The 18,468-nt window shown below is 72.9% G+C and carries 15 protein-coding genes and 1 pseudogene; 9 read left to right on the top strand and 7 right to left on the bottom strand.

The genetic code is table 11. The features are described from left to right. The first annotated feature begins 33 nt into the window (after nucleotides 1-33). Entirely contained in the window at nucleotides 34-2,397 is a 2,364-nt protein-coding gene (locus tag ACGFR9_RS08650) for a heavy metal translocating P-type ATPase (RefSeq protein ID WP_393204285.1), read from the top strand. 99 nt (nucleotides 2,398-2,496) lie between these two features. On the opposite strand, the gene ACGFR9_RS08645 is transcribed toward ACGFR9_RS08650, so the two are convergent. The 3 genes from ACGFR9_RS08645 to ACGFR9_RS08635 all read right to left on the bottom strand — a co-directional run bounded on the left by ACGFR9_RS08645 (nucleotide 2,497) and on the right by ACGFR9_RS08635 (nucleotide 6,771). Beyond that, nucleotides 2,497-4,896 (bottom strand): glycoside hydrolase family 65 protein, encoded by a 2,400-nt coding sequence (locus ACGFR9_RS08645; protein WP_393204282.1) that lies wholly within the window; start codon nucleotides 4,894-4,896, stop codon nucleotides 2,497-2,499. 49 nt (nucleotides 4,897-4,945) lie between these two features. After that, nucleotides 4,946-5,818: a universal stress protein gene (locus ACGFR9_RS08640; RefSeq protein ID WP_393204279.1), complete on the bottom strand. Its 873-nt coding sequence runs from the start codon at nucleotides 5,816-5,818 to the stop codon at nucleotides 4,946-4,948. A gap of 131 nt (nucleotides 5,819-5,949) precedes the next feature. Continuing rightward, nucleotides 5,950-6,771 (bottom strand): universal stress protein, encoded by an 822-nt coding sequence (locus tag ACGFR9_RS08635; protein WP_393204277.1) that lies wholly within the window; start codon nucleotides 6,769-6,771, stop codon nucleotides 5,950-5,952. A 254-nt stretch (nucleotides 6,772-7,025) separates the two neighbouring features. Here ACGFR9_RS08635 and ACGFR9_RS08630 point away from each other — a divergent pair, with 254 nt between their 5' ends. Continuing rightward, on the top strand, nucleotides 7,026-7,907 hold the full coding sequence (locus tag ACGFR9_RS08630; RefSeq protein WP_393204274.1) for a universal stress protein: 882 nt from the start codon (nucleotides 7,026-7,028) through the stop codon (nucleotides 7,905-7,907). Between the two features lie 24 nt (nucleotides 7,908-7,931). Further along, nucleotides 7,932-8,813 (top strand): universal stress protein, encoded by an 882-nt coding sequence (locus tag ACGFR9_RS08625; RefSeq protein WP_393204272.1) that lies wholly within the window; start codon nucleotides 7,932-7,934, stop codon nucleotides 8,811-8,813. 400 nt (nucleotides 8,814-9,213) lie between these two features. Here the strand turns inward: ACGFR9_RS08625 and ACGFR9_RS08620 are convergent, their stop codons facing one another. The 3 genes from ACGFR9_RS08620 to ACGFR9_RS08610 all read right to left on the bottom strand — a co-directional run bounded on the left by ACGFR9_RS08620 (nucleotide 9,214) and on the right by ACGFR9_RS08610 (nucleotide 12,798). Then, nucleotides 9,214-10,260 (bottom strand): alcohol dehydrogenase catalytic domain-containing protein, encoded by a 1,047-nt coding sequence (locus ACGFR9_RS08620; RefSeq protein ID WP_393204270.1) that lies wholly within the window; start codon nucleotides 10,258-10,260, stop codon nucleotides 9,214-9,216. A gap of 89 nt (nucleotides 10,261-10,349) precedes the next feature. Then, the gene (locus ACGFR9_RS08615; RefSeq protein ID WP_393205182.1) at nucleotides 10,350-11,831 is read right to left on the bottom strand and encodes an AAA family ATPase; all 1,482 of its coding nucleotides are present in this window, start codon (nucleotides 11,829-11,831) and stop codon (nucleotides 10,350-10,352) included. A 103-nt stretch (nucleotides 11,832-11,934) separates the two neighbouring features. Next, nucleotides 11,935-12,798 carry a universal stress protein gene (locus ACGFR9_RS08610; RefSeq protein ID WP_393204268.1) on the bottom strand — a complete coding sequence of 288 codons (864 nt, stop codon included), beginning with the start codon at nucleotides 12,796-12,798 and terminating at the stop codon, nucleotides 11,935-11,937. Nucleotides 12,799-13,276: 478 nt separating this feature from the next. On the opposite strand from ACGFR9_RS08610, the gene ACGFR9_RS08605 reads away from it, so the two are divergent. From ACGFR9_RS08605 to ACGFR9_RS08580, 6 genes are all read left to right on the top strand, one after another. After that, nucleotides 13,277-13,882: a hypothetical protein gene (locus ACGFR9_RS08605; RefSeq protein ID WP_393204266.1), complete on the top strand. Its 606-nt coding sequence runs from the start codon at nucleotides 13,277-13,279 to the stop codon at nucleotides 13,880-13,882. Between the two features lie 38 nt (nucleotides 13,883-13,920). Beyond that, nucleotides 13,921-15,312, top strand: coding sequence for a nicotinate phosphoribosyltransferase (locus ACGFR9_RS08600; RefSeq protein WP_393204264.1), 1,392 nt, complete (start codon nucleotides 13,921-13,923; stop codon nucleotides 15,310-15,312). Between the two features lie 11 nt (nucleotides 15,313-15,323). Continuing rightward, nucleotides 15,324-15,608 (top strand): DUF1876 domain-containing protein, encoded by a 285-nt coding sequence (locus ACGFR9_RS08595; RefSeq protein WP_393204262.1) that lies wholly within the window; start codon nucleotides 15,324-15,326, stop codon nucleotides 15,606-15,608. Between the two features lie 214 nt (nucleotides 15,609-15,822). Further along, nucleotides 15,823-16,131: an Hsp20/alpha crystallin family protein gene (locus tag ACGFR9_RS08590; RefSeq protein WP_393204260.1), complete on the top strand. Its 309-nt coding sequence runs from the start codon at nucleotides 15,823-15,825 to the stop codon at nucleotides 16,129-16,131. 54 nt (nucleotides 16,132-16,185) lie between these two features. Further along, on the top strand, nucleotides 16,186-17,055 hold the full coding sequence (locus ACGFR9_RS08585) for a pyridoxamine 5'-phosphate oxidase family protein (protein ID WP_393204258.1): 870 nt from the start codon (nucleotides 16,186-16,188) through the stop codon (nucleotides 17,053-17,055). A gap of 15 nt (nucleotides 17,056-17,070) precedes the next feature. Next, nucleotides 17,071-18,066, top strand: a complete 996-nt coding sequence (locus tag ACGFR9_RS08580; RefSeq protein ID WP_393204256.1) for an Acg family FMN-binding oxidoreductase — start codon at nucleotides 17,071-17,073, stop codon at nucleotides 18,064-18,066. 174 nt (nucleotides 18,067-18,240) lie between these two features. Here the strand turns inward: ACGFR9_RS08580 and ACGFR9_RS08575 are convergent. Next, nucleotides 18,241-18,390: pseudogene (locus tag ACGFR9_RS08575) on the bottom strand (cation-transporting P-type ATPase); the annotation flags it as partial. Nucleotides 18,391-18,468: the final 78 nt, after the last annotated feature.

The raw sequence follows: 18,468 nt of genomic DNA, 5'->3' as shown, positions 1-18,468 counted from the left end.
CCCGTCGCTAACCGCTGACCGGTGAGGAGTTCCATGACCCACATCAAGCGGCCCGGCGACACCCGCCGGGCCCGCTCACGCAAGCCGGTGCCGGGCGCTGCCGCGGCACCGGCGGGTCCGTCCCGGCTCGAACCCGTCCTCCTGGCCGTCACGGGCTCGTCGCTCACGGCAGGAGGTGTCCTGTGGCTGCTGGGCCGGGGCGACGGCGCCGACCTGTGCTGGGCGCTGGGCACGGCCTTCGCTGTCGTGCCCGCGATCGGCTGGGTGGTTGCCGCGCTGCGGCGCGGTCGCGCCGGTGTGGACCTCATCGCGGTCCTGGCCCTCGGCGGCACCCTGGCCGTCGGCGAGTATCTTGCCGGGGCTCTGATCGGTCTGATGCTGGCCACCGGGCGCGCGCTCGAGACCGCCGCGCAGCGGCGCGCCTCCCACGACCTGCGTGCGCTGCTCGCGCACGCGCCCCGGACCGCCCGTCGGCGCACCGGCACCGAGGTCCGCCGGATTCCCGTCCCCGAGGTCGCCGTGGGGGACCTTCTCGTCGTCGGCGCGGGCGAGGTCGTCCCCGTCGACGGGCAGGTCGCGGGCCAGGCGGCCGTCCTCGACGAGTCGGCGCTCACGGGCGAGTCGGCGCCGGTGGAACGGGAGCCCGGGCAGACGGTGCGCAGCGGAGTCGTGAACGCGGGCGGGGCCTTCGACCTGCGGGCCACGGCGACCGAGCAGGACAGCACCTACGCCGGGATCGTCCGGCTGGCCCGGCAGGCGGGCGCGGAGGCGGCCCCCGTCGTCCGCCTGGCCGACCGCTACGCGGCCTGGTTCCTGCCCCTGTCGGTGGCGGTCGCGGGGCTGGCCTGGCTGCTGAGCGGCTCCTCGGTGCGGGCCGTGGCGGTGCTGGTGGTCGCCACCCCCTGCCCGCTGCTGCTCGCCGCCCCGGTGGCGGTCGTCTCCGGCCTGTCCCGGGCCTCCCGGCTGGGTGTGGTGGTCCGGGACGGCGGCGCGCTGGAGCGCCTGGGGCGGGCCCGCACGCTGCTGCTCGACAAGACCGGCACCCTCACCGGCGGCCGCCCGCGCGTGGTCGACGTGACCGCCGCCCCCGGCCGGCAGCCCGCCGAGGTGCTACGGCTGGCGGCCACGGTGGATCAGTACTCGCCGCACGTCCTGGCCCACGCGATCGTCGACGCGGCCCGTGAGCGCGGTCTCGAGCCGTCGATGGCGACGGAGGTGTCGGAGGAGGCCGGCCGGGGCGCGTACGGCGTGGTCGAGGGCCGCAGGACGACCGTGGGCCGACTGGAACCCTCGACGGTGCTCCCGGACTGGGCGCGGGCCGCGGAGAACCGGGCGCTGCTGGACGGCTCCGCCGTCGCCTGGCTCACCGTCGACGGTGTTCCCGTAGGGGCGGTCATGCTGCGTGATCCGCTGCGTCAGGACGCGCCCCGCGCCGTGCGGCGGCTGCGTACGGCCGGAATCGACCGGATCGTGATGCTGACCGGCGACCGGCCCGAACCCGCCCGCGAGATCGCCTCCGTCCTCGGGCTCGACGGCGTACGGGCCGAACTGACTCCGGCCGACAAGGTGGCCGCGGTCCGCACGGAGCGCGAGCGCGCCGTCACCGTCATGGTCGGCGACGGCGTGAACGACGCGCCCGCGCTCGCCGCCGCGGACGTCGGCGTGGCGATGGGGGCACGTGGGTCCACCGCCTCTTCCGAGGCGGCCGGCATCGTCCTCACCACGGACCGCGTGGACCGGCTGGCCGACGCCACCTCGATCGCCGTACGGGCGCGCCGTATCGCCGTACAGAGCGCCCTCGGGGGCATGCTCCTGTCGCTGGTGGCCATGGGCGCGGCCGCCGTGGGGCTGCTGCCCCCGGCCGTCGGCGCGCTGCTGCAGGAGGGCATTGACGTGGTGGTCATCCTCAACGCGCTGCGCGCCCTGCGGATGGACCAGGGTGCCCGGCCCGCCCTCGAACCCGCCACCGAGGCCCTGATCCACCGCTTCGCGGCCGAGCACGAGGACCTGCAGGACGTACTGCAGGCCGTGCGGGACGCCGCGGCCCGGCTCTCGGCTCCGGGCCCGGACGGGCAGGCCCTGGACTCGGTGCGCGAGGTCGACCGGCTGCTCACCGAGCGGCTGCTGCCGCACGAGTACGCGGAGGAACACGAGCTCTATCCGGCGCTCGAGCCGACTCTCGGCGGACCCGAGGCGACGGCGACCATGAGCCGCGCCCACGCCGAGATCGAACGGCTCGCCGGGCGGGTGGCCACCCATCTGGCGCTCGCCGAGCCGCGGGGCGCACTCGAACCCGGGCAGCTCGAGGACCTGCGGGCCTGCCTTTATGGTTTGCACACCGTGCTGCGGCTGCATTTCACTCAGGAGGAGGAGAACTACTTCTCCCTCGCTCCCTGATCGCGCCGTCACTTGTCCGCCGACCCACGGGCGGTCCCCGCGGCCCATGCCTCGATCCGGCCGAAGCCGCGCGAGTCCCGCCCTTGTCGCGGCGTGCCGTCAGTTCGCAGGGAGCTGGAGCACGCAGGTCTCTCCGGGAGTGACGGTGACCGCCCGGTCGGCCAGGACCACGCGGAGCGGTGACTCCTCCGAATCCGGTACCGCGAGTTCCAGTCGCCCGGTGTGGAGGCGCAGACCGATCCCCCAGTGGCCGCGGTGGCTCAGGGTGAACCCGTACTCCGACAGGGCGGGAAGCGGCACCGGATCCAGCGACAGGGCGTCCCCACGGGGTGCCAGCCCCGTCAGGCCTCGCTGGACCAGATCGAGCGTGCCGGCCATGGCCCCGAGATGGATGCCCTCGCCTGTCGTACCGCCCTGGATGTCGGCGATGTCCGCCTCCAGGGCTTCATGAACGTACTGCCAAGCCTCGGCCCGCCTCACCCGGGCTAGGACCCAGCCGTGCACCACTCCGCTGAGGGTGGAGCCGTGGCTGGTGCGGCGCAGGTAGTAGTCGACGGTCCTGTTCCACATCTCGTCGTCCAGATGGTGTCCGAGGCGGCGGAAAAGACTCCGCAGCTCCGTCGGCGGGAACAGGTAGCCGAGCATCAGGACATCCGCCTGCTTGGACGCCTTGTACCGGTTGACCGTGTCGCCCTCGGCCTCCAGGATCCGGTCCAGCCGCCGGATGCTGTCGTAGCGCGCCCGGTAGGCGTCCCAGTCCAGCTCGGCCAGATCGCCGTACCCCTCGAACTGACTGACGACGCCCTGATGGAACGGCACGTACATCCGCCGGGAGACCTCCTCCCACTTCGGGAGTTCCTCGCCGTCCAGACGTACGCGCTCGAACAGTTCCTGCCGGTGCCGGGCGGGAAGGCGGCGCAGCAGGTCCAGGGCGCGGGCGATGACCCATGCGGCGGTGACATTGGTGTACGCGTTGTCGTCCAGTCCCGGCCGGCCGGCGCCGGGGTAGGCGTCGTGGTACTCGTCGGGGCCGACGACCCCGCGGATCCGGTAGCGGCCCCTCGCCGGGTCGAAGACCGCGCTGGCCATCCAGAAGCGGGCGATCTGCACCAGCATCTCCGCACCCCTGGTGTACAGGAACCCGGTATCGCCGGTGGCCTCGCCGTACTGCCACACGTTGTAGGCGACCGCCGAGCCGACATGGTGCTGGAGCCGGGAGTTGTCCGGCAACCAGCGACCCGAGCGCGGATTGAGATGCAGTTCCTGGGTCTCCTCACGACCGTCGCTGCCGCTCTGCCACGGGTACATCGCCCCGGCCCGTCCGATGGCGGCGGCGGACCGGCAGGCCCGGTCCAGGCGCCGGTGGCGGTAGGTCAGCAGAGCCCGTGACACGTCGGGGAAGTGCAGGTTCAGATACGGCAGGACGAAGAGCTCGTCCCAGAACACATGCCCCCGGTACGCCTCGCCGTGCAGTCCCCGGGCCGGCACACCCACGTCGAGGTCCGCTGTGTGCGGGGACAGGGTCTGCAGGACGTGGAAGAGATGCAGCCGCAGGATGCGGCCCGCCCGGCCCGGGATGCTGATGTCCGCGCGCCGCCACATCCGCCGCCAGGCAGCGGTGTGCGAGTCCAGCAGGGTGGCGAAGTCCGGGGCCTCGGTCACCCGGTCGACGGCCGCGCCGAGCGGGTCGCCGATCGCGGCGTCGCGGGAGGTGTGCAGCGCCACCGTCTTCTCCACCTCAAGGGGCCGGCCGGCGACCACCGGGATCACCAGGCGGTGGGCCGCGTGGCGACGGCCGGGACGCAGCTGTGACGAGGAGGGCGGGGGTCCCGTGACGACGGTCCGCGCGGCCAGGGCGATCCCAATGCCGGACGTACTGGTCCGGCAGCTCAGCCAGGTCGTCCCCGGCTCCCGCGCACCGGTGCGTACGCCTGCCAGGTGGTGCCGGTCGAGGGCCCGGTAGCGGTGCACGTTGATATTCGTCACATCGCCGTCCAGGGCGGACTCGACCTCGACGTCCCCCGACCAGTTCTCGGCGGTGAGCACCGTCCGCAGCGCCGCCAGATGCGGGTCCGCCATGTGCACCAGGCGGATCTGTTCGACCCCGAGCACTCCCGCGGTGCGGTCCCGGTAGCGCGAGGTCCGGACGAGCAGGCCCCGGCGCAGGTCCAGGACCTGCCGGTGGTCGAGCAGGGCGGCGGAGTCCGGGGTGAGCCACGGACCCCATGTTCCGCCCCGCGACCGTACGCGGAAGCGCAGCGGCAGCCAGTTCGGAAGGTTGACCATGTCCTCGTTGACGACCCGGCGCCCGGCGACGGTCGACTCGAGGCGGTTGTAGCAGCCGGCCCGGTAGGTTCCCGGGCAGTGCACCAGGCCGGCCCGGCATTCGGGGAACGCGCCGCGGGTGGCGAAGCAGCCGTTGCCGAGCGTGCACAGCGATTCCCGCAGCCGCTCGACGGCGGGGTCGTACCCTTCGTACTCCCACGTCCACTCCGGCATCGGCCACCCCTGTCCTTCTCCCCACCGAACCGTACGAGGGTCTGGGGGTTCAGACCCGTTGCGGCACGACGGCGACCGGGCACGGGGCGTGGTGCAGCAGCGTGTGCGCCACTCTGCCGAGCTGGAGGCCGGGGTGGCCGTGCCGCCGCAGGGCTCCTACGACGACCAGGTCGGCGTCGGCCGACGCCTCCAGGAGGACCTGATGAGGAGGACCTTCGACCGGTGTGCGGATCACGTCGGCGTCCGGCCGTTCCCGCACCGCCTGGAGCAGCGCCTCGTCGAGGTTGGCCGACGCGCGTTCCTGATGCGCGGACGTGCTGTCGTCCGGGGATCGGGTGGCCGCGTCTTCGGAAGCCGGGCGACGCCAGGCGCGCACGGCGTGCAGGGCCGCGCCGCGTACGCCGGCCTCGTGGAAGGCGAACCGGACGGTCCCCAGGCAGTGGGGCAGATCTCCGACCCCCACCACCACGCGTCCGTAGGCTCCCTCCCGGTTCCGTTCCCCGCCACGGACCACCACGACCGGACAGACCGCCCGGGCGGCCACCGCGAGCCCGACCGACCCCAGTGTCAGCGCCGTCAGTTCGCCCCGGCCCCGGGAACCCACGACCAGCGACCGTGCTTCCTGCCCGGCCGACAGCAGAGCCGACACCGGGTCCTCGGGGATCAGGTCGCCCGTCACCTTGGCCTGCGGCCGGCGCAGCCGGGCCCGCTCCACCGCGGAGGCGACGATGTGCTGGGCGAGGACAGTGCCGGCGGGGCGCTCCCGTGCGAAGGACGGAGCCCTGCCTTCGTACCGTTCCCACAGCGAGGAATGGACCAGCCGCAGGGGCAGCTCGTGCCGCGCTGCCTCGTCCACCGCCCAGTCCAGCGCCGCGAGGCTGGGATCCGAGCCGTCGACCCCCACCACCAGCGGAAGTTCCATGACCGCCACCCGCCTTCTTGTCCTGCCGCTCGCGCGACCCTCTGCACACCACCGTCGCACTGCCCGCCGCCCGCCGCGACCTCCGCACGGCTCGGCCCCGCAGACCCTTCCGGGCCGGGGCCGACGCCGGTTCATATCTGGGGGACGACGGCGACCGGGCAGGGCGCGTGGTGCAGCATCGCGTGATTGGTCAGCCCCAGTTGCAGACCCATGTGGCCCTTTCGCCGGCGCGCGCCGACCACCAGGAGGTCCGCCTCCGACGCCGCCTCCAGCAGTGCCTGGCGTGCCGGTACCTCGACCACCCGCCGGCTGACGGATGCGTATCGATACGTCTCAGCAGGGCCGCGCAAGGCGTCGTCGAGTACCTGTACCGGCGGACGCCGGTGGAGTTCCGGGGCGTACCACCCCGGGGTGCGGGGCGCGGCGGGAGCACCGGCCGAGGTGCTCCAGGCATGTACGGCCACCAGCCGGCAACGCCTGGCCCGGGCCTCACGGAGCGCGAACCGGAGCGCTGTGCCGCTCTCCTCCCCCTCCTCGACACCGACGACGACGCTCCCGAATCGGCCGTCCCGGTGTTCCGCCGTGCCGCGCACCACGACCACCGGACAATCCGCCCGTGCCGCCACCGCCAGCCCGACCGAGCCCAGAAGCATCCCGGACAGACCCCCGAGCCCTCGGGAACCCACCACCAGCGCGAGGGCGTTGCGCCCGATGTCGACCAGGGCGAGGGCTGCGTCCTCGTGCCGCACCTCGGTGGACAGCGGCACGCCGGGAGCGGTTTCCCTGGCACGCCCCGTGGCGGCGCCGAGGACGTCGGTCGCCTCCTGGTCCTGTCCCGCCGCATACAGCAGATGGAGCGGCACCGTGCGCAGGGTCGCCTCTTGCGCCGCCCAGTCCACCGCTTCCAGGCTCGCCTCGGAACCGTCGATCCCGACCACCAGCGGAATGGTCACCGCCCGCGCCTCCTCTCGTGCCCTGTTCCGGGCCCCTCCCCGCCTGCCGTCACTTCCAGCTTCGTACGGGGTGATGGCCGCCGCCATGCCGCGGGGGACGCGGCGGGACGAGCATGCGGTGACCGATGTCGCCGCGGAACGGTCGGAGTGGACGGAGACGAGCGGCCCTCGTTTGAAATCCCGTTCATGGCCCACTCTGGCGGAGACACCCGCGGACAAGGGTGAGCGGTACCGATCCGCTGGAGGTGTTCACCATGCCCGTAGCCGGACGCAAACCGATCGTGGTCGGTGTCGATCCCGACCCGGACAGACTGGCGGCTGTCGCCTGGGCCTCCGACGAGGCGGACCGGCGCCGTCTCCCCCTGACGCTCGTATACACGCAGGGCGGGCCGGTTCCCGGCTTCCGCCTGGAGGGCAGCCCTCCTTCGTGGGAGAAATGGCGGGACGACCTGCACACGGGGGGCGACGACGTACTCCGCCGCGTGGTCTCGTTCGTCGAGTCGCGCCGTCCCGGCGTGGACATCTCGGCCGTGCTGACCGAAGGGCCCCCGGCGTGGGTTCTGGCCGAGCACTCGCGCGACGCCGCACAGGTCGTGGTCGGCTCCTGGCATCTCGGGACCGCACGGGAACTGTTCGGCTCCGCCGCCGTCGCGCTGCCGCTGACCGCCCACGCGGCCTGTCCGGTGGTCGTGGTACGGGAGGCGGAGCACACCGCCCAGCAGCCGCCGTACTTCGTCGTCGGTGTCGACGGCAGCCCGCACTCGGCCGCCGCCGTCGACCTCGCGTTCGAAGAGGCCTCACTGCGGGGTGCTTCCCTGCGGGCGCTGTACGTCTGGCACCCACCGTTGCTCGGGGTGCTCGACGAGGACGCGGCGGTGCAGGAGTGCCGTCGGCTGCTGTCGGAAACGGTGGCCGGGCGGGGCGCCGCGCATCCCGGAGTGGATCTGCATCACGAGGTCGCGAAGGGACACCCGGTGCGGGAGCTGACGACGGCTTCCGCCCACGCGCTCGGCCTTGTGGTGGGTACGCGGGGGCGTGGCGGCTTCCGCGGCATGCTGCTCGGGTCCGTGAGTCAGGGTTCCCTCCACCATGCGCGCTGCCCGGTCTTCATGGTGCCGCGTGAGCGGGAGCGGTAGCGGGGTCCGGCGGGGAGTGGTGCCATGGATCAGCCGGTGGTGGTGGGCGTGGACGGGGCGCCGTCGAGCCTGGACGCGGTGGAGACCGCTGCCCGTGAGGCCGCGCTCCGGGGCACGGGGCTGCGGCTGGTGCACGCCTTCGGACGCCCGTCCGCGCACGTTCCGCACCCGGGCCCGCCGTGGAGCCCGGCCGAGGCAGGGCTGCGCGAACTGGTCGACGGCACCCTGGCGGAAGCCGAGCGGCGGGCCCGCGACCCGGGTTCGGGAGTCGAGATCGGCCGGGACGTCGTCCTGGGCGAGCCCGCGACCGTACTCACGATCGAATCACGCACGGCCGCGCTGGCCGTGGTCGGCAGCCACGGCCGGGGCGCCGTCGCCGGCCTGCTGCTCGGTTCGACGGCCGGGCATCTCGCGGCCCACGGCGGATGCCCGGTGCTGGTCGTGCGGGGACGGCGGCACCCGGGCGGTCCGGTGCTGCTGGCGGTCGACGACGCGCCCTCGTCGGCGCCGGCGGTCCGCTTCGCCTTCACCGAGGCACGTCTTCGCAATGTGGGTCTCACCGCGGTGCACGTGTGCCGGCCCAGCAGCGCGGACGTCTACGACGGCCCGGCGGACCCGCCTTTCGTGACATACGACAGAGGCCATCTGCGTGACCACGCGGAACGCGTGCTCGGGGCGGCACTGGCCGGGGAGGAACGGAACCACCCGGACGTCATGGTGCGGCACCGCCCCGTCATCGGCCGGGTACGCCACACCCTCATCGGGGCGAGCGCGAAGGCGGGGCTTCTCGTGGTCGGTGCCAGAGGCAGGGGCGGGGTCACGGGTCTGCTCCTGGGGTCGGTGAGTCAAGCCGTCCTGCGCAACGCGCAGTGTCCCGTCGCGGTCGTCCGGGACGGCCCGGAGTGAACCCCGGCCGCGCGCGTGCGGCTTCGGCGGACAAGCGGACGGCATGTTCCAGGCCCGGATTCCCGAGTCGCCGATATGGAAGGGCGCCCCGGCAGGGGGCCGTATGGTCCGGAACACCGCACACGCGTGCACGATCCGACGCCCCCATGACGCGTCGGGTCCGCCCCAAGAGCCGTCGGAGCCGTATCCGTCATGGCGCGCACCGGCGGCCCTCCGCCGAAGTGTCTGTCGGCACCGAGGGTCGAGCGGCACGGAGAAGCGGAGTGAGACCGCGCACCGTGCGATGAGGATCCGCAAGAAGCGGAGGGCCCTCGGTTCCCTCTGTTCCCGACTGCGGCTTCCTCGTCGCCATGTGCCATAAGAGGTGATCCCGTCGCCCGGCCGCGGGCCGGGTGACCGGCTACGGGGACGGTTCCGGCAGCTCGCGGTGGAGCACGACCTTGAGGGCGCCGGTCTCCGGTCCGTGTGCGAAGACCTCGTAGGCGTCCTCCGTGCGCGCGAGGGGGAACCGATGGGTGACGAGCGGGAAAACCGTCAGTCGTCCGTAGGACAGCAGGTCGAGCAGCCAGGGCGTGGAGGAGGTGTCGACCTGTCCGGTGCTGATCGTGACGTTCTTGCGCCACAGCCCCTCGAGATGGAGGGTGGCGGGTCCGCCGTGCATGCCGATGTTGGCGATGTGCCCGCCGGCCCGCACCACGCGGGTCGCCAGGACGAAACCGTCCGGATCGCCCGCGGCCTCGATGACGACGTCGGCGCCGGGCCCCTCGGACAGCTCGGAGACCATTCGCCCGGGCAGTTCGGCGGCGTGGGCCCCCATGCGGGTGGCGGATGCCAGCCGGGACGGCGACAGGTCCACCGCGACAACCCGCCGGGGTGAGTACAGGCGGGAGAGAACCACCGCGGCCAGACCCACAGGACCGGCGCCCACCACCACGACGGTGTCACCCGGGCCCACATGTCCGTTGCGCACCCCGACCTCGTAGGCGGTCGGGAGGAGTTCGGCGAGCAGAACCGCCTCGTCGAGGGGGAGGTACGGGGGCCGGCGGTGTGTGGAGGAGTCGGCGAAGGGGACGCGGACGAACTCGGCCTGCGTCCCGTTGACCTCCTGGCCCAGGATCCATCCGCCGCCGCCCCGGCACTGTCCGTACATGGCGTCGCGGCAGGGAGGGCAGTGCCCGCAGGCGGAGACGGAGGAGACGATCACCTGGTGTCCGGGGCGCCGGGTGCGCACCCCCCGGCCGACTTCCACCATCTCGCCGACGGCCTCGTGGCCGAGGACCGTGCCCGGCTTCACCTCGGGGAGGTCGCCCCGCCGGATGTGCAGATCGCTCCCGCAGACCGTGGTCGCGTCGACGCGGACGATGGCGTCCGTGTCCTCCTCGATCACGGGATCGGGAACCGTGTCCCACGAGGTCCGCCCGGGGCCGTGGTAGACGAGTCCGCGCATGGCCTCTCCCTCGCTGGCCGTCTCCTCTCCACCGTCACCCTGCAGAGTCTCCCGGGCAACACGGGGGTGCCCGCGCTGCTCCCCGTCCGTCAGTCCGGCGGCATGGAGGGGCGGCGGAAGACCGGCGCCGGGCCCGTTCCCCACGGGTGCACGGCCGCCAGCGCCTGGACGACCGCTGCTTCCAGAGGGCCGCCGGTGTCGACCGCCACGGCCTCGGGCCACGGGGGCTCCTTGGCCGCCATGGCGGCGGCCACGACGGTGTCCGCGTCGGACGTCGATGCGTGCGCGGTCCGGGAGTCGAGACGGGCCTCCGCCACCTCCCCGGGTACCTGGCAGTGCAGGGCCACCAGATCCGCACCGGTGCGCTCGGCCGTGCGCAGGGCCGCCTCGCGCTGCCCCGAGTCGGACCAGGTGGCGTCCAGGACGACGGATTCCCCCGAGGACAGCAGGGCGGCCGCGCGGTCGAGCAGTTCGGTGTACGTCCTCGCGGTCCACTCCGCGGTGTACAGACCCTCGCCGTAGCCTGCCGCCGCGGACTGCTCCGCCGGGATGTCGGCCAGCTCCTTGCGGAGGCGGTCACTGCTGAGCAGGGTCACCCCCAGGCGGTCGGCCAGCGCTCCGGCGAGGGTGGACTTCCCGCTGCCCGGCAGCCCGCCCACCAGGGTCAGACCGACAGCGCAGGCGCGCAGGTGCCGCAGCGTCGCCGTGACGAGCCGTCGGGCCGCGGCCGCCGCACCGGGCGCGCCCTGGCGCGACTGGATCAGGGAGACCTTGGCGCGGACGAACGCCCGGTAGGCCACGTAGTGGTGCCACAGCGAGGGGGGCGCGGGGTCGCCGGAGTACTCGCTGTACCGGGCGAGAAAGTACGCGGCCGATTCCGGGGCGCCGAGCTGCTCCAGGTCCATGGCGAGGAAGGCGGCGTCGTCGAGACCGTCGACGTGGCGAAGGCGGTCGTCGAACTCCAGACAGTCCAGGATGCGGGGGCCGTCGTCGAGGCAGAACACGTCCTCGGCCAGCAGGTCACCATGGCCGTCGACAACCCGACCCTCCCGGATCCGCGTGTCGAACAGCCGCTCACGGCCGCCGAGGTACCGGCGCACCAGCCGCTCGGCCTCCTCGACACCGTCGGGCAGCGGGATCTCGTCGGCCAGGGCGCGGACCTGCGCGAAGCTCGCTTCCCACCTCGACGACAGCGCGTCACAGGTTCCCTGCGCGTCCACGTCCGGGCCCCGGGGGGCGTCCGCGTGGCGTGCCGCGAGCTGCCGGGCCACGGACCGCAGGATGTCGTCGACGTCGGCCCCTTCCCGTACCAGCCGGGACAGGCGGCGGTCCGCCGGCATGCGGCGCATCACGACGAGCGGTTCGGCCTCGTCCGTGTGGGGCAGACGGATCTCTCCCAGACCCAGGTAGACGTCTGCGGCGAAGCGGCGGTTGAGGGCGACCTCCTGTTCGCAGGCGGCCCGGCGGGCCGCCACCTCGCTGTAGTCCAGGAACTTCAGATCGACCGGCTTCTTGATCTTGTAGGCGTGATCGCCGAAGAGGAGCACGATCGCGGTGTGCGTCTCGTGCAGCCTCGCGCGCGGGTACGTGACACCGTCGGGGTCGGAGCCCGAACGGAGCACGGACGCGTCGGTCCGGTGCGAGGTTGCCGTCGCTCGCCTCGGGCCGTCCGGCTCAGTCATGCGGTACGACCGCGACGGGGCAGCGCGCGTGATGGATGGCGGCCTGGGTGACGGGTCCCAGCCGGGGTGCCGGAACGCGGTGGTGCCCGCGCCGCCCGACGACCAGCAGCCCCGCGCCGGCGGCGGACCGCAGGACCGCCCGGGCGGGGCTCTGCAGCCCGATGCCGTCGGCCACCTCCACCCGGGGGTACTTCTCACGCCAGGGGCGCAGCACCTGGTCCAGTCGCTCACGCACGTCCCGGTTGATGTCGTCGGCGACCTCGTGGTCCACCCCCCAGGGGACGTAGGCGTGCATCGGTAGGCCCTGTCCGTGCACGGCCCGCAGGGGCACGTCCCGTGCCGCCGCCGTGGCGAAGGCGAAAGCGAGCAGGTCGTCGCAGGGACCGCGCAGTTTCAGCGCGACCACCACGTCGCCGGTGTCCACGAGTTCGCTGCGCGGGCCCTCCGCACGGACCAGCACGACCGGCCCTTTGGCATGTGCCGCGACCGCCATGCTGATGTCGCCGAGGAAGTAGCTCTCGACGAGTTCCAGCCCTCGCGAGCCGAGCACGGTCATGGCGGACTCCGACGCCGCGCGCAGCAGCGCCTCCTGAGCGTCGTCCGCCACCAGGTCGCCGGTGACGGCGAGATCCGGATGCAGCCCCCGCAGCTCCGACCGCGCGCTGTCCACCATGCGCCTCGCCCAGTAGTTCTGGTCGGCCCCGGAGGGGACCTCGACCGGTTCCGGCACGAGCGTGGGCCACGCGTGCAGCAGGCGCAGCACGCACCCGCGGCGCCCGGCCTCGTCCGCGGCCCATCGGGCGGCGGAAAGACTCTCGGGTGAGCCGTCGAGACCGACGGTGATCACTGGCTCCATGGCACCTGCCTCCGTCTCGTAAGAAGCTGGAACGGTGGCGACCGGGCAGGCCTGTCGGAAGCGCGATACAGCACAGGTGCCTGCCACCACTCATTCGAGAGTTACCGCAAACCCTTCGACGGCGCACGCGGACCGGACGGCGGCCGTGATCCGAAGGGTGAGGCCGAGCAGAGGGATCACAGGTGGCTGCGACGATGCCCTTGGTGAGGGGTCGACGGGTCGGAACCGAGCCTGGAGGCGGTGGACCGGGCCGCCCGGCGACGACGTGGTGTCGGCCTTGATCGGCCACCAGCGCGAAGCCTTCGCGCTGGTGGCCGGGCCGCAGAAGTGAGCGGCGCGCTGCCGACGAACCGCGCCGAAGGGCCGGTGGCGAAGGCTGAAGGACCAGCATCAGGGACCTTCGGCCCAGTGACCGGAGCCCGCCGCCGTTCCATGGTGGTAAGGGAAGCGACCAGCGCAATGTGCTGGAGGCCCGACGATGAGTACCCGGAGTTCGCCGTATGCGTCCGGTCCGCTGCCACCACGCGGACGCGAGACGCCCGAGAGGCACAATCCCCTGATCCGTACGTCGGACCGGGTCGAGTTCTGGCTGCGTCGCGTGCTGATGGCCGTCCTGATCGTCGGCCTGCCGGTGGCGGGACTCGTCGTCGGCAGGACGACGTACGAGTCGTCGATACGGACGGCGCAGACCCAGTCGGCGGAACGGCAGCAGGTCGGCGCACGGGTGGTGTCGATCGCCGAGAACGTCGGCCAGGCGGCGAAGGAACGGGCACAGGTCCGCTGGACCGACGACAGCGGCGCCGTACGGACGTCCAGCGCCCTCCTGAAGCCGGGCATGACCGAGGGCGCCACGGTGCGCGTCTGGGTGGACCGGGACGGGACCGTCACCGCTGCCCCGCTGACCAAGCGCCAGGCCTTGGGGAACGGCTGGTTCGCCGGAGGGTTCACGGTCGTCGGTGTGACGGCCGGTGTCTTCCTGACCCGGGCGGGAGCACGCCTCCTGCTGGACCGCGGGAGGTACGCGCGGTGGGACGCCGAGTGGGAGCTGGTGGAGCCCACATGGGCCGGCCGGTTCCGCCGGTGACACCGGGCAGGCGGAGCGGAAGGAAGGAGGTGGCACCGATGTCCGAGGCGACGACCACCGATCTGTACGAAGTGACGATGGCCTTGTCCTATGTACGGGAGGGGATGACCGGTCGGGCGACGTTCAGCCTTTTCGTCCGCGATCTGCCTGAGGAGCGGGGTTTCCTGGTCGCGGCGGGGCTGGAATCGGCTCTGGACTATCTGTCCGGTCTGCGTGTCGGCCCGGAGGACGTCAGCGCCTTCGCCGCCGCACTCCACCGGCCGGCACGTGATCTGGAGTCCCTGCTCGGACTGCGGTTCACCGGCAGCGTGCGGGCGGTGCCGGAGGGGCGGATCGTCCTCGCGGGCGAGCCCCTGCTGGAGGTGACCGCTCCGCTGCCGCAGGCGCAGCTGGCCGAGACCTACGTGCTCAACCAGGTGAGCCACCAGACGATGATCGCGTCGAAGACCGCGCGCTGTGTGCTCGCCGCGGCCGGACACCCGGTCGTGGACTTCTCCCTGCGGCGGACCCACGGCCCGCAGGCCGGCTTCCAGGCCGCCCGGCTCGGTGCGCTGACCGGTTTCGCGGGCACCAGCAACGTGGCCGCGGCCACCGCACTCGGCCTGCCCGCCGTCGGCACGATGGCCCATTCGTACGTGGAGGCGTTCGAGGACGAGGAGGAGGCGTTCCGCGCGTTCGCCCGGACCCACCCCGGCCCCGTGACCTTCCTGGTGGACACCTACGACACCGAGGAGGGCGTGCGCGTCGCGGCCCGGGTGCTGCGGGACCTGGACCTGAGACCGGGCTGTGCCGTACGGCTGGACAGCGGTGATCTGGGAGCCCTGGCGGTGCGGAGCCGGTCCCTGCTCGACGAAGCGGGCCTGACCGATGTGCGGATCACCGTCAGCGGTGGGCTCGACGAGTACGCCGTGGACGACCTGGTCCGCTCCGGGGTGCCGGTCGACGTCTACGCGGTCGGCACCCGCGTCGGCGTCTCGGCCGACGCGCCGTACCTGGACTCCGCGTACAAAATGGTGGAGTACGAAGGGCGACCGGTCATGAAACTCTCGTCGGCGAAGGTGACGGCGCCCGGGCGCAAGCAGGTGTTTCGTCCGCCCGGTGGTGCCGACGTGATCGGTCTCGCCGACGAGCGGCCACCGCGCGACGGTGAACCGCTGCTGGAAACGGTCATGCGGAACGGGCAGCGCACCGGAAGCGGGCCGACGCTTCGGGAGTGCCGGGAGCGGTTCGCCGGCGACCTGGCCGCCCTGCCGTCGGTTGCCCGGCGGATCCGAGCCCCCGTCCCCCCTCGTGCGACGACCTCCGAGCGGCTCGGCGCACTCACCGAACGGGTCCGGCGCCGTATCACCGGACGGATGGGGTCATCGGCCGCGCGGCGGTCGGTGTCCGGTCGCCCCGGTACGGGGTCCAACAGGTCCGTCCCGAGCTGAGGAGGACAGCGATGTCGCACACCCTGGAGTGGAAGGCCCGCGTCTACCTCTTCGAGGAGGAGGGGACCACGAAGGCGCGAGCGGTCATCGACACCGGGACCACGGTGCTCACCGGTCACGGCACCGCACGCCGGAACCCGGTCGACGCGGACGTGCCGGAGATCGGCGACGAGCTGGCCGCGGCCAGGGCCGTACAGGATCTCGGCCGGCAGTTGCTGGACATCGCCGAACGCGATGTTCGAGGTACGGGCACGACACGACCGGGCCCCCGCCCGGGCGTCGGGTGGCCGATGTGACCACGGTCGGCGCCTCGTCCGGGACACTTCCGGATCCGAGGCCCGCCCGGGTACCCGGTCCGGTGAGCGGCGGAGGCGTCCGCGCGACCGGGGCTCCGCGCATCAGGAACAAGGAGGAACGACCGATGACACTTCCCGTCCACCGCAACAGGGGTTCGGTCTCCGGATGGGACCCGTTCCGGGCGCTCGAGGCCGAGACGGGGGGTGGGCGCCGTTGGCCGATGTCGAGGACACCGAGGACGCCTACCTGATGGAGCTCGAGGTTCCCGGCGTCGACAAGGACCGGATCACGGTGGAGGTCAGGGACGGCGAGCACGGCATCCACGGCGAGATCAAGGAGAAGGAGCGTACGGCTGTGCTCCGCGGGCAGGCCCGGCGTGTAGGGGAGTTCGACCACCGCACGAGTCTGCCTCCGAACGTCGGCACCGGGAGCATCACCGCGGAGTTGGCCGACGGAGTCCTCACCGTGCGCGTCCCCAAGGCCGGAAGGGCCGAGCCGCACCGCATCGAGATCACCGGCTGAGGGGCATGTCAGGGGGGCGCACGCACATCGGTACGCGAGGAAGGGGCAGCGATCATGCGAGCTCACCTGGGCGATCAACTCGTCGTCGGGAGCCCGGCGACCGGCGGCACGAGGCGCGACGGCGAGATCGTCGGACTGCACCACGAAGACGGCACACCTCCCTACGACGTGCGCTGGTCGGACACGCTCGACGTGACGCTCGTCTTCCCCGGTCCCGACGCCCACATCAACCACCTCGGACACGGGACCGATGTCGGCGCGCCTCCGCCCGCCGACCGGCCGGACCCCGGCGACATCGGCCGGCGGGTCGCCGCCGAACGCGAACGGCAGGGCCTGACCCGGGAGGAGACGGCCCGCCGGGCCCGGATGGCGCCGGACTATCTCGCCTACCTCGAAGAACGCCCCGGCGACCCCAGCCTCGCCACCCTGGTCCGGCTGGCCGCGGCGCTGAACACCAGCGTCACGGCACTGCGTGGTGGTGGCGCCGACCTGCCGCCCGGCCGGGGCATGGCGCTGCTGCGCCCTCAGCTCCGGGACCTCGGGCCGGAGGACTGCCGGTCCCTGCTCTCCACGCACGGTGTCGGACGCATCGCGGTCGCGACACCCGAAGGCCCCGCGGTCGTACCGGTCAACTACGAGGTCGTGGACGACGCGATCGCCTTCCGGACCGCTCCCGGTTCCGTGCCCGCGGCCGCCGTGGGGGCGGAGGTCGCCTTCGAGGTCGACCATCTGGACGAGGCCATGGGCCAGGGGTGGAGCGTGCTCGCCGTCGGCCCCGCGCAGGCGGTCACCGCACCCGACGACGTACGACGTCTGACCGAACACGCCCACACCACCCCGTGGGCCGGAGGCGAACGCGAGATGTGGGTGTCGATCCGGCCCGCACGACTCACAGGACGCCGCATCACCCCGGCCGGAGAGTGAGCGGGAGGCCCTCCTGTGAACCAGCGAACTCTGTCCGACGGCCATGTGACGCACCTCGTGCGCGACGCGGCCGCCGCCCCGTCCATGCACAACACCCAGCCGTGGCGGTTCCGCTACTCGCGTGGAAGCCGCGTCTTCGAGATGCGCGCCGCACCCGGCCGCGTCCTGCCGCACTCCGACCCGCGGCAGCGCGCCCTCCATCTCGGCTGCGGCGCCGCCCTGCTGAATCTGCGCGTCGCGCTGGTCCACGAGGATTGGTATCCGGAGACCAGGCTACGGCCCGACCCGGCCGATGCCGGCCTGCTCGCCACCGTACGGCCGACCGCGCTCGGCACCGCCGGCAGCGGGCTCGCGGCGCTGTATCCGGCGATCGACCGCCGGCACAGCAGCCGCCACCCCTTCGACGACACGCGGATCCCCGAGCGGATCCGCACGGCCCTGTCCGACGCCGCCGACCGCGAGGAGGCCATGCTCACCTTCCCGTCCCCCTGGCACCTGGAGGAAGTGCTCGACCTGCTGGAGGAGGCCGAAGCACGCAACCTCACGGACCCCGGCAGCAGCCAGGACCTGGCGGAATGGACCCACCTCGACGACACCTCGTCCCCCGGCACCGCACCCGACGGAGTGCCCGGGTACGCCTTCGGGCCCAGAAAACTGGGCGGCAAGGCCCCCATGCGGGACTTCGCCGGGAACAGACCGGTGGCCGGTCGCGCCGCCGCCCGGTTCGAACGGACCCCGCAACTGGCGGTCCTCAGCACCGCGCACGACCGCCCGGAGGACTGGCTGCGCGCCGGCCAGGCCATGGAACGCGTGCTGCTGCTCGCGACCCTGGAAGGCCTGTCGACCTCGTTCGCCGGCCAGGCCCTCGAGTGGAGTGACCTGCGCTGGCCGCTCCGGGACCCGGTCTCCGGTATCGGACACGCGCAGATCGTGCTGCGCCTCGGATACGGACCCGCGGGTCCGAGCACCCCGCGGCGCCCTGTGCCGGACATCCTCGACATCGGGCCGTGACCGGCGGGTCCCGTCTACTGGAAGGCCGCGTGGATCTCCTGCTCGGTGGAGGCATGGGCCCCGGCATACTTGAGAACAGGTGTGTCTGACCATCGCCAGCAGCGACTCCGCCGTCCGTTCGGCGGAGTACTCCTGGGCGAAGCCGATGGCGGCGTTCAGCAGCACGACGCAGAGGATGGCCACGAACAGGTCGGTGAACTGGCCGGCCAGTTGCCGCCACGGCCGTGTGCGATGTGCGGACGGCAGTTGGTTCGGACCCACGCGTGCCCGCAGCGCGGCCGCGTCCCCGGAGGCCGGCCTCCGGGGCGTGGTGGCGAGCGCCACGAGCACTCCCTCGGCCGGTCCCGGACGCCGCTACCGGGGGATGCCGGTTCGCGGTCGTCACCCACCGGTGTCCCCACG

The organism is Streptomyces sp. NPDC048584 (assembly GCF_043199595.1).
Taxonomy (GTDB): Bacteria; Actinomycetota; Actinomycetes; order Streptomycetales; family Streptomycetaceae; genus Streptomyces; species Streptomyces edwardsiae.
This window is presented reverse-complemented; position numbering and strand designations above follow the sequence as displayed.

What these genes read in the sequence shown, in the direction of transcription:
- ACGFR9_RS08650 (WP_393204285.1), top strand. Translation starts at nt 34, where the DNA reads ATGACCCACATCAAGCGGCCCGGCGACACCCGCCGGGCCCGCTCACGC.
- ACGFR9_RS08645 (WP_393204282.1), bottom strand. Translation starts at nt 4,896, where the DNA reads ATGCCGGAGTGGACGTGGGAGTACGAAGGGTACGACCCCGCCGTCGAG.
- ACGFR9_RS08640 (WP_393204279.1), bottom strand. Translation starts at nt 5,818, where the DNA reads ATGGAACTTCCGCTGGTGGTGGGGGTCGACGGCTCGGATCCCAGCCTC.
- ACGFR9_RS08630 (WP_393204274.1), top strand. Translation starts at nt 7,026, where the DNA reads ATGCCCGTAGCCGGACGCAAACCGATCGTGGTCGGTGTCGATCCCGAC.
- ACGFR9_RS08625 (WP_393204272.1), top strand. Translation starts at nt 7,932, where the DNA reads ATGGATCAGCCGGTGGTGGTGGGCGTGGACGGGGCGCCGTCGAGCCTG.
- ACGFR9_RS08620 (WP_393204270.1), bottom strand. Translation starts at nt 10,260, where the DNA reads ATGCGCGGACTCGTCTACCACGGCCCCGGGCGGACCTCGTGGGACACG.
- ACGFR9_RS08610 (WP_393204268.1), bottom strand. Translation starts at nt 12,798, where the DNA reads ATGGAGCCAGTGATCACCGTCGGTCTCGACGGCTCACCCGAGAGTCTT.
- ACGFR9_RS08605 (WP_393204266.1), top strand. Translation starts at nt 13,277, where the DNA reads ATGAGTACCCGGAGTTCGCCGTATGCGTCCGGTCCGCTGCCACCACGC.
- ACGFR9_RS08600 (WP_393204264.1), top strand. Translation starts at nt 13,921, where the DNA reads ATGTCCGAGGCGACGACCACCGATCTGTACGAAGTGACGATGGCCTTG.
- ACGFR9_RS08595 (WP_393204262.1), top strand. Translation starts at nt 15,324, where the DNA reads ATGTCGCACACCCTGGAGTGGAAGGCCCGCGTCTACCTCTTCGAGGAG.
- ACGFR9_RS08585 (WP_393204258.1), top strand. Translation starts at nt 16,186, where the DNA reads ATGCGAGCTCACCTGGGCGATCAACTCGTCGTCGGGAGCCCGGCGACC.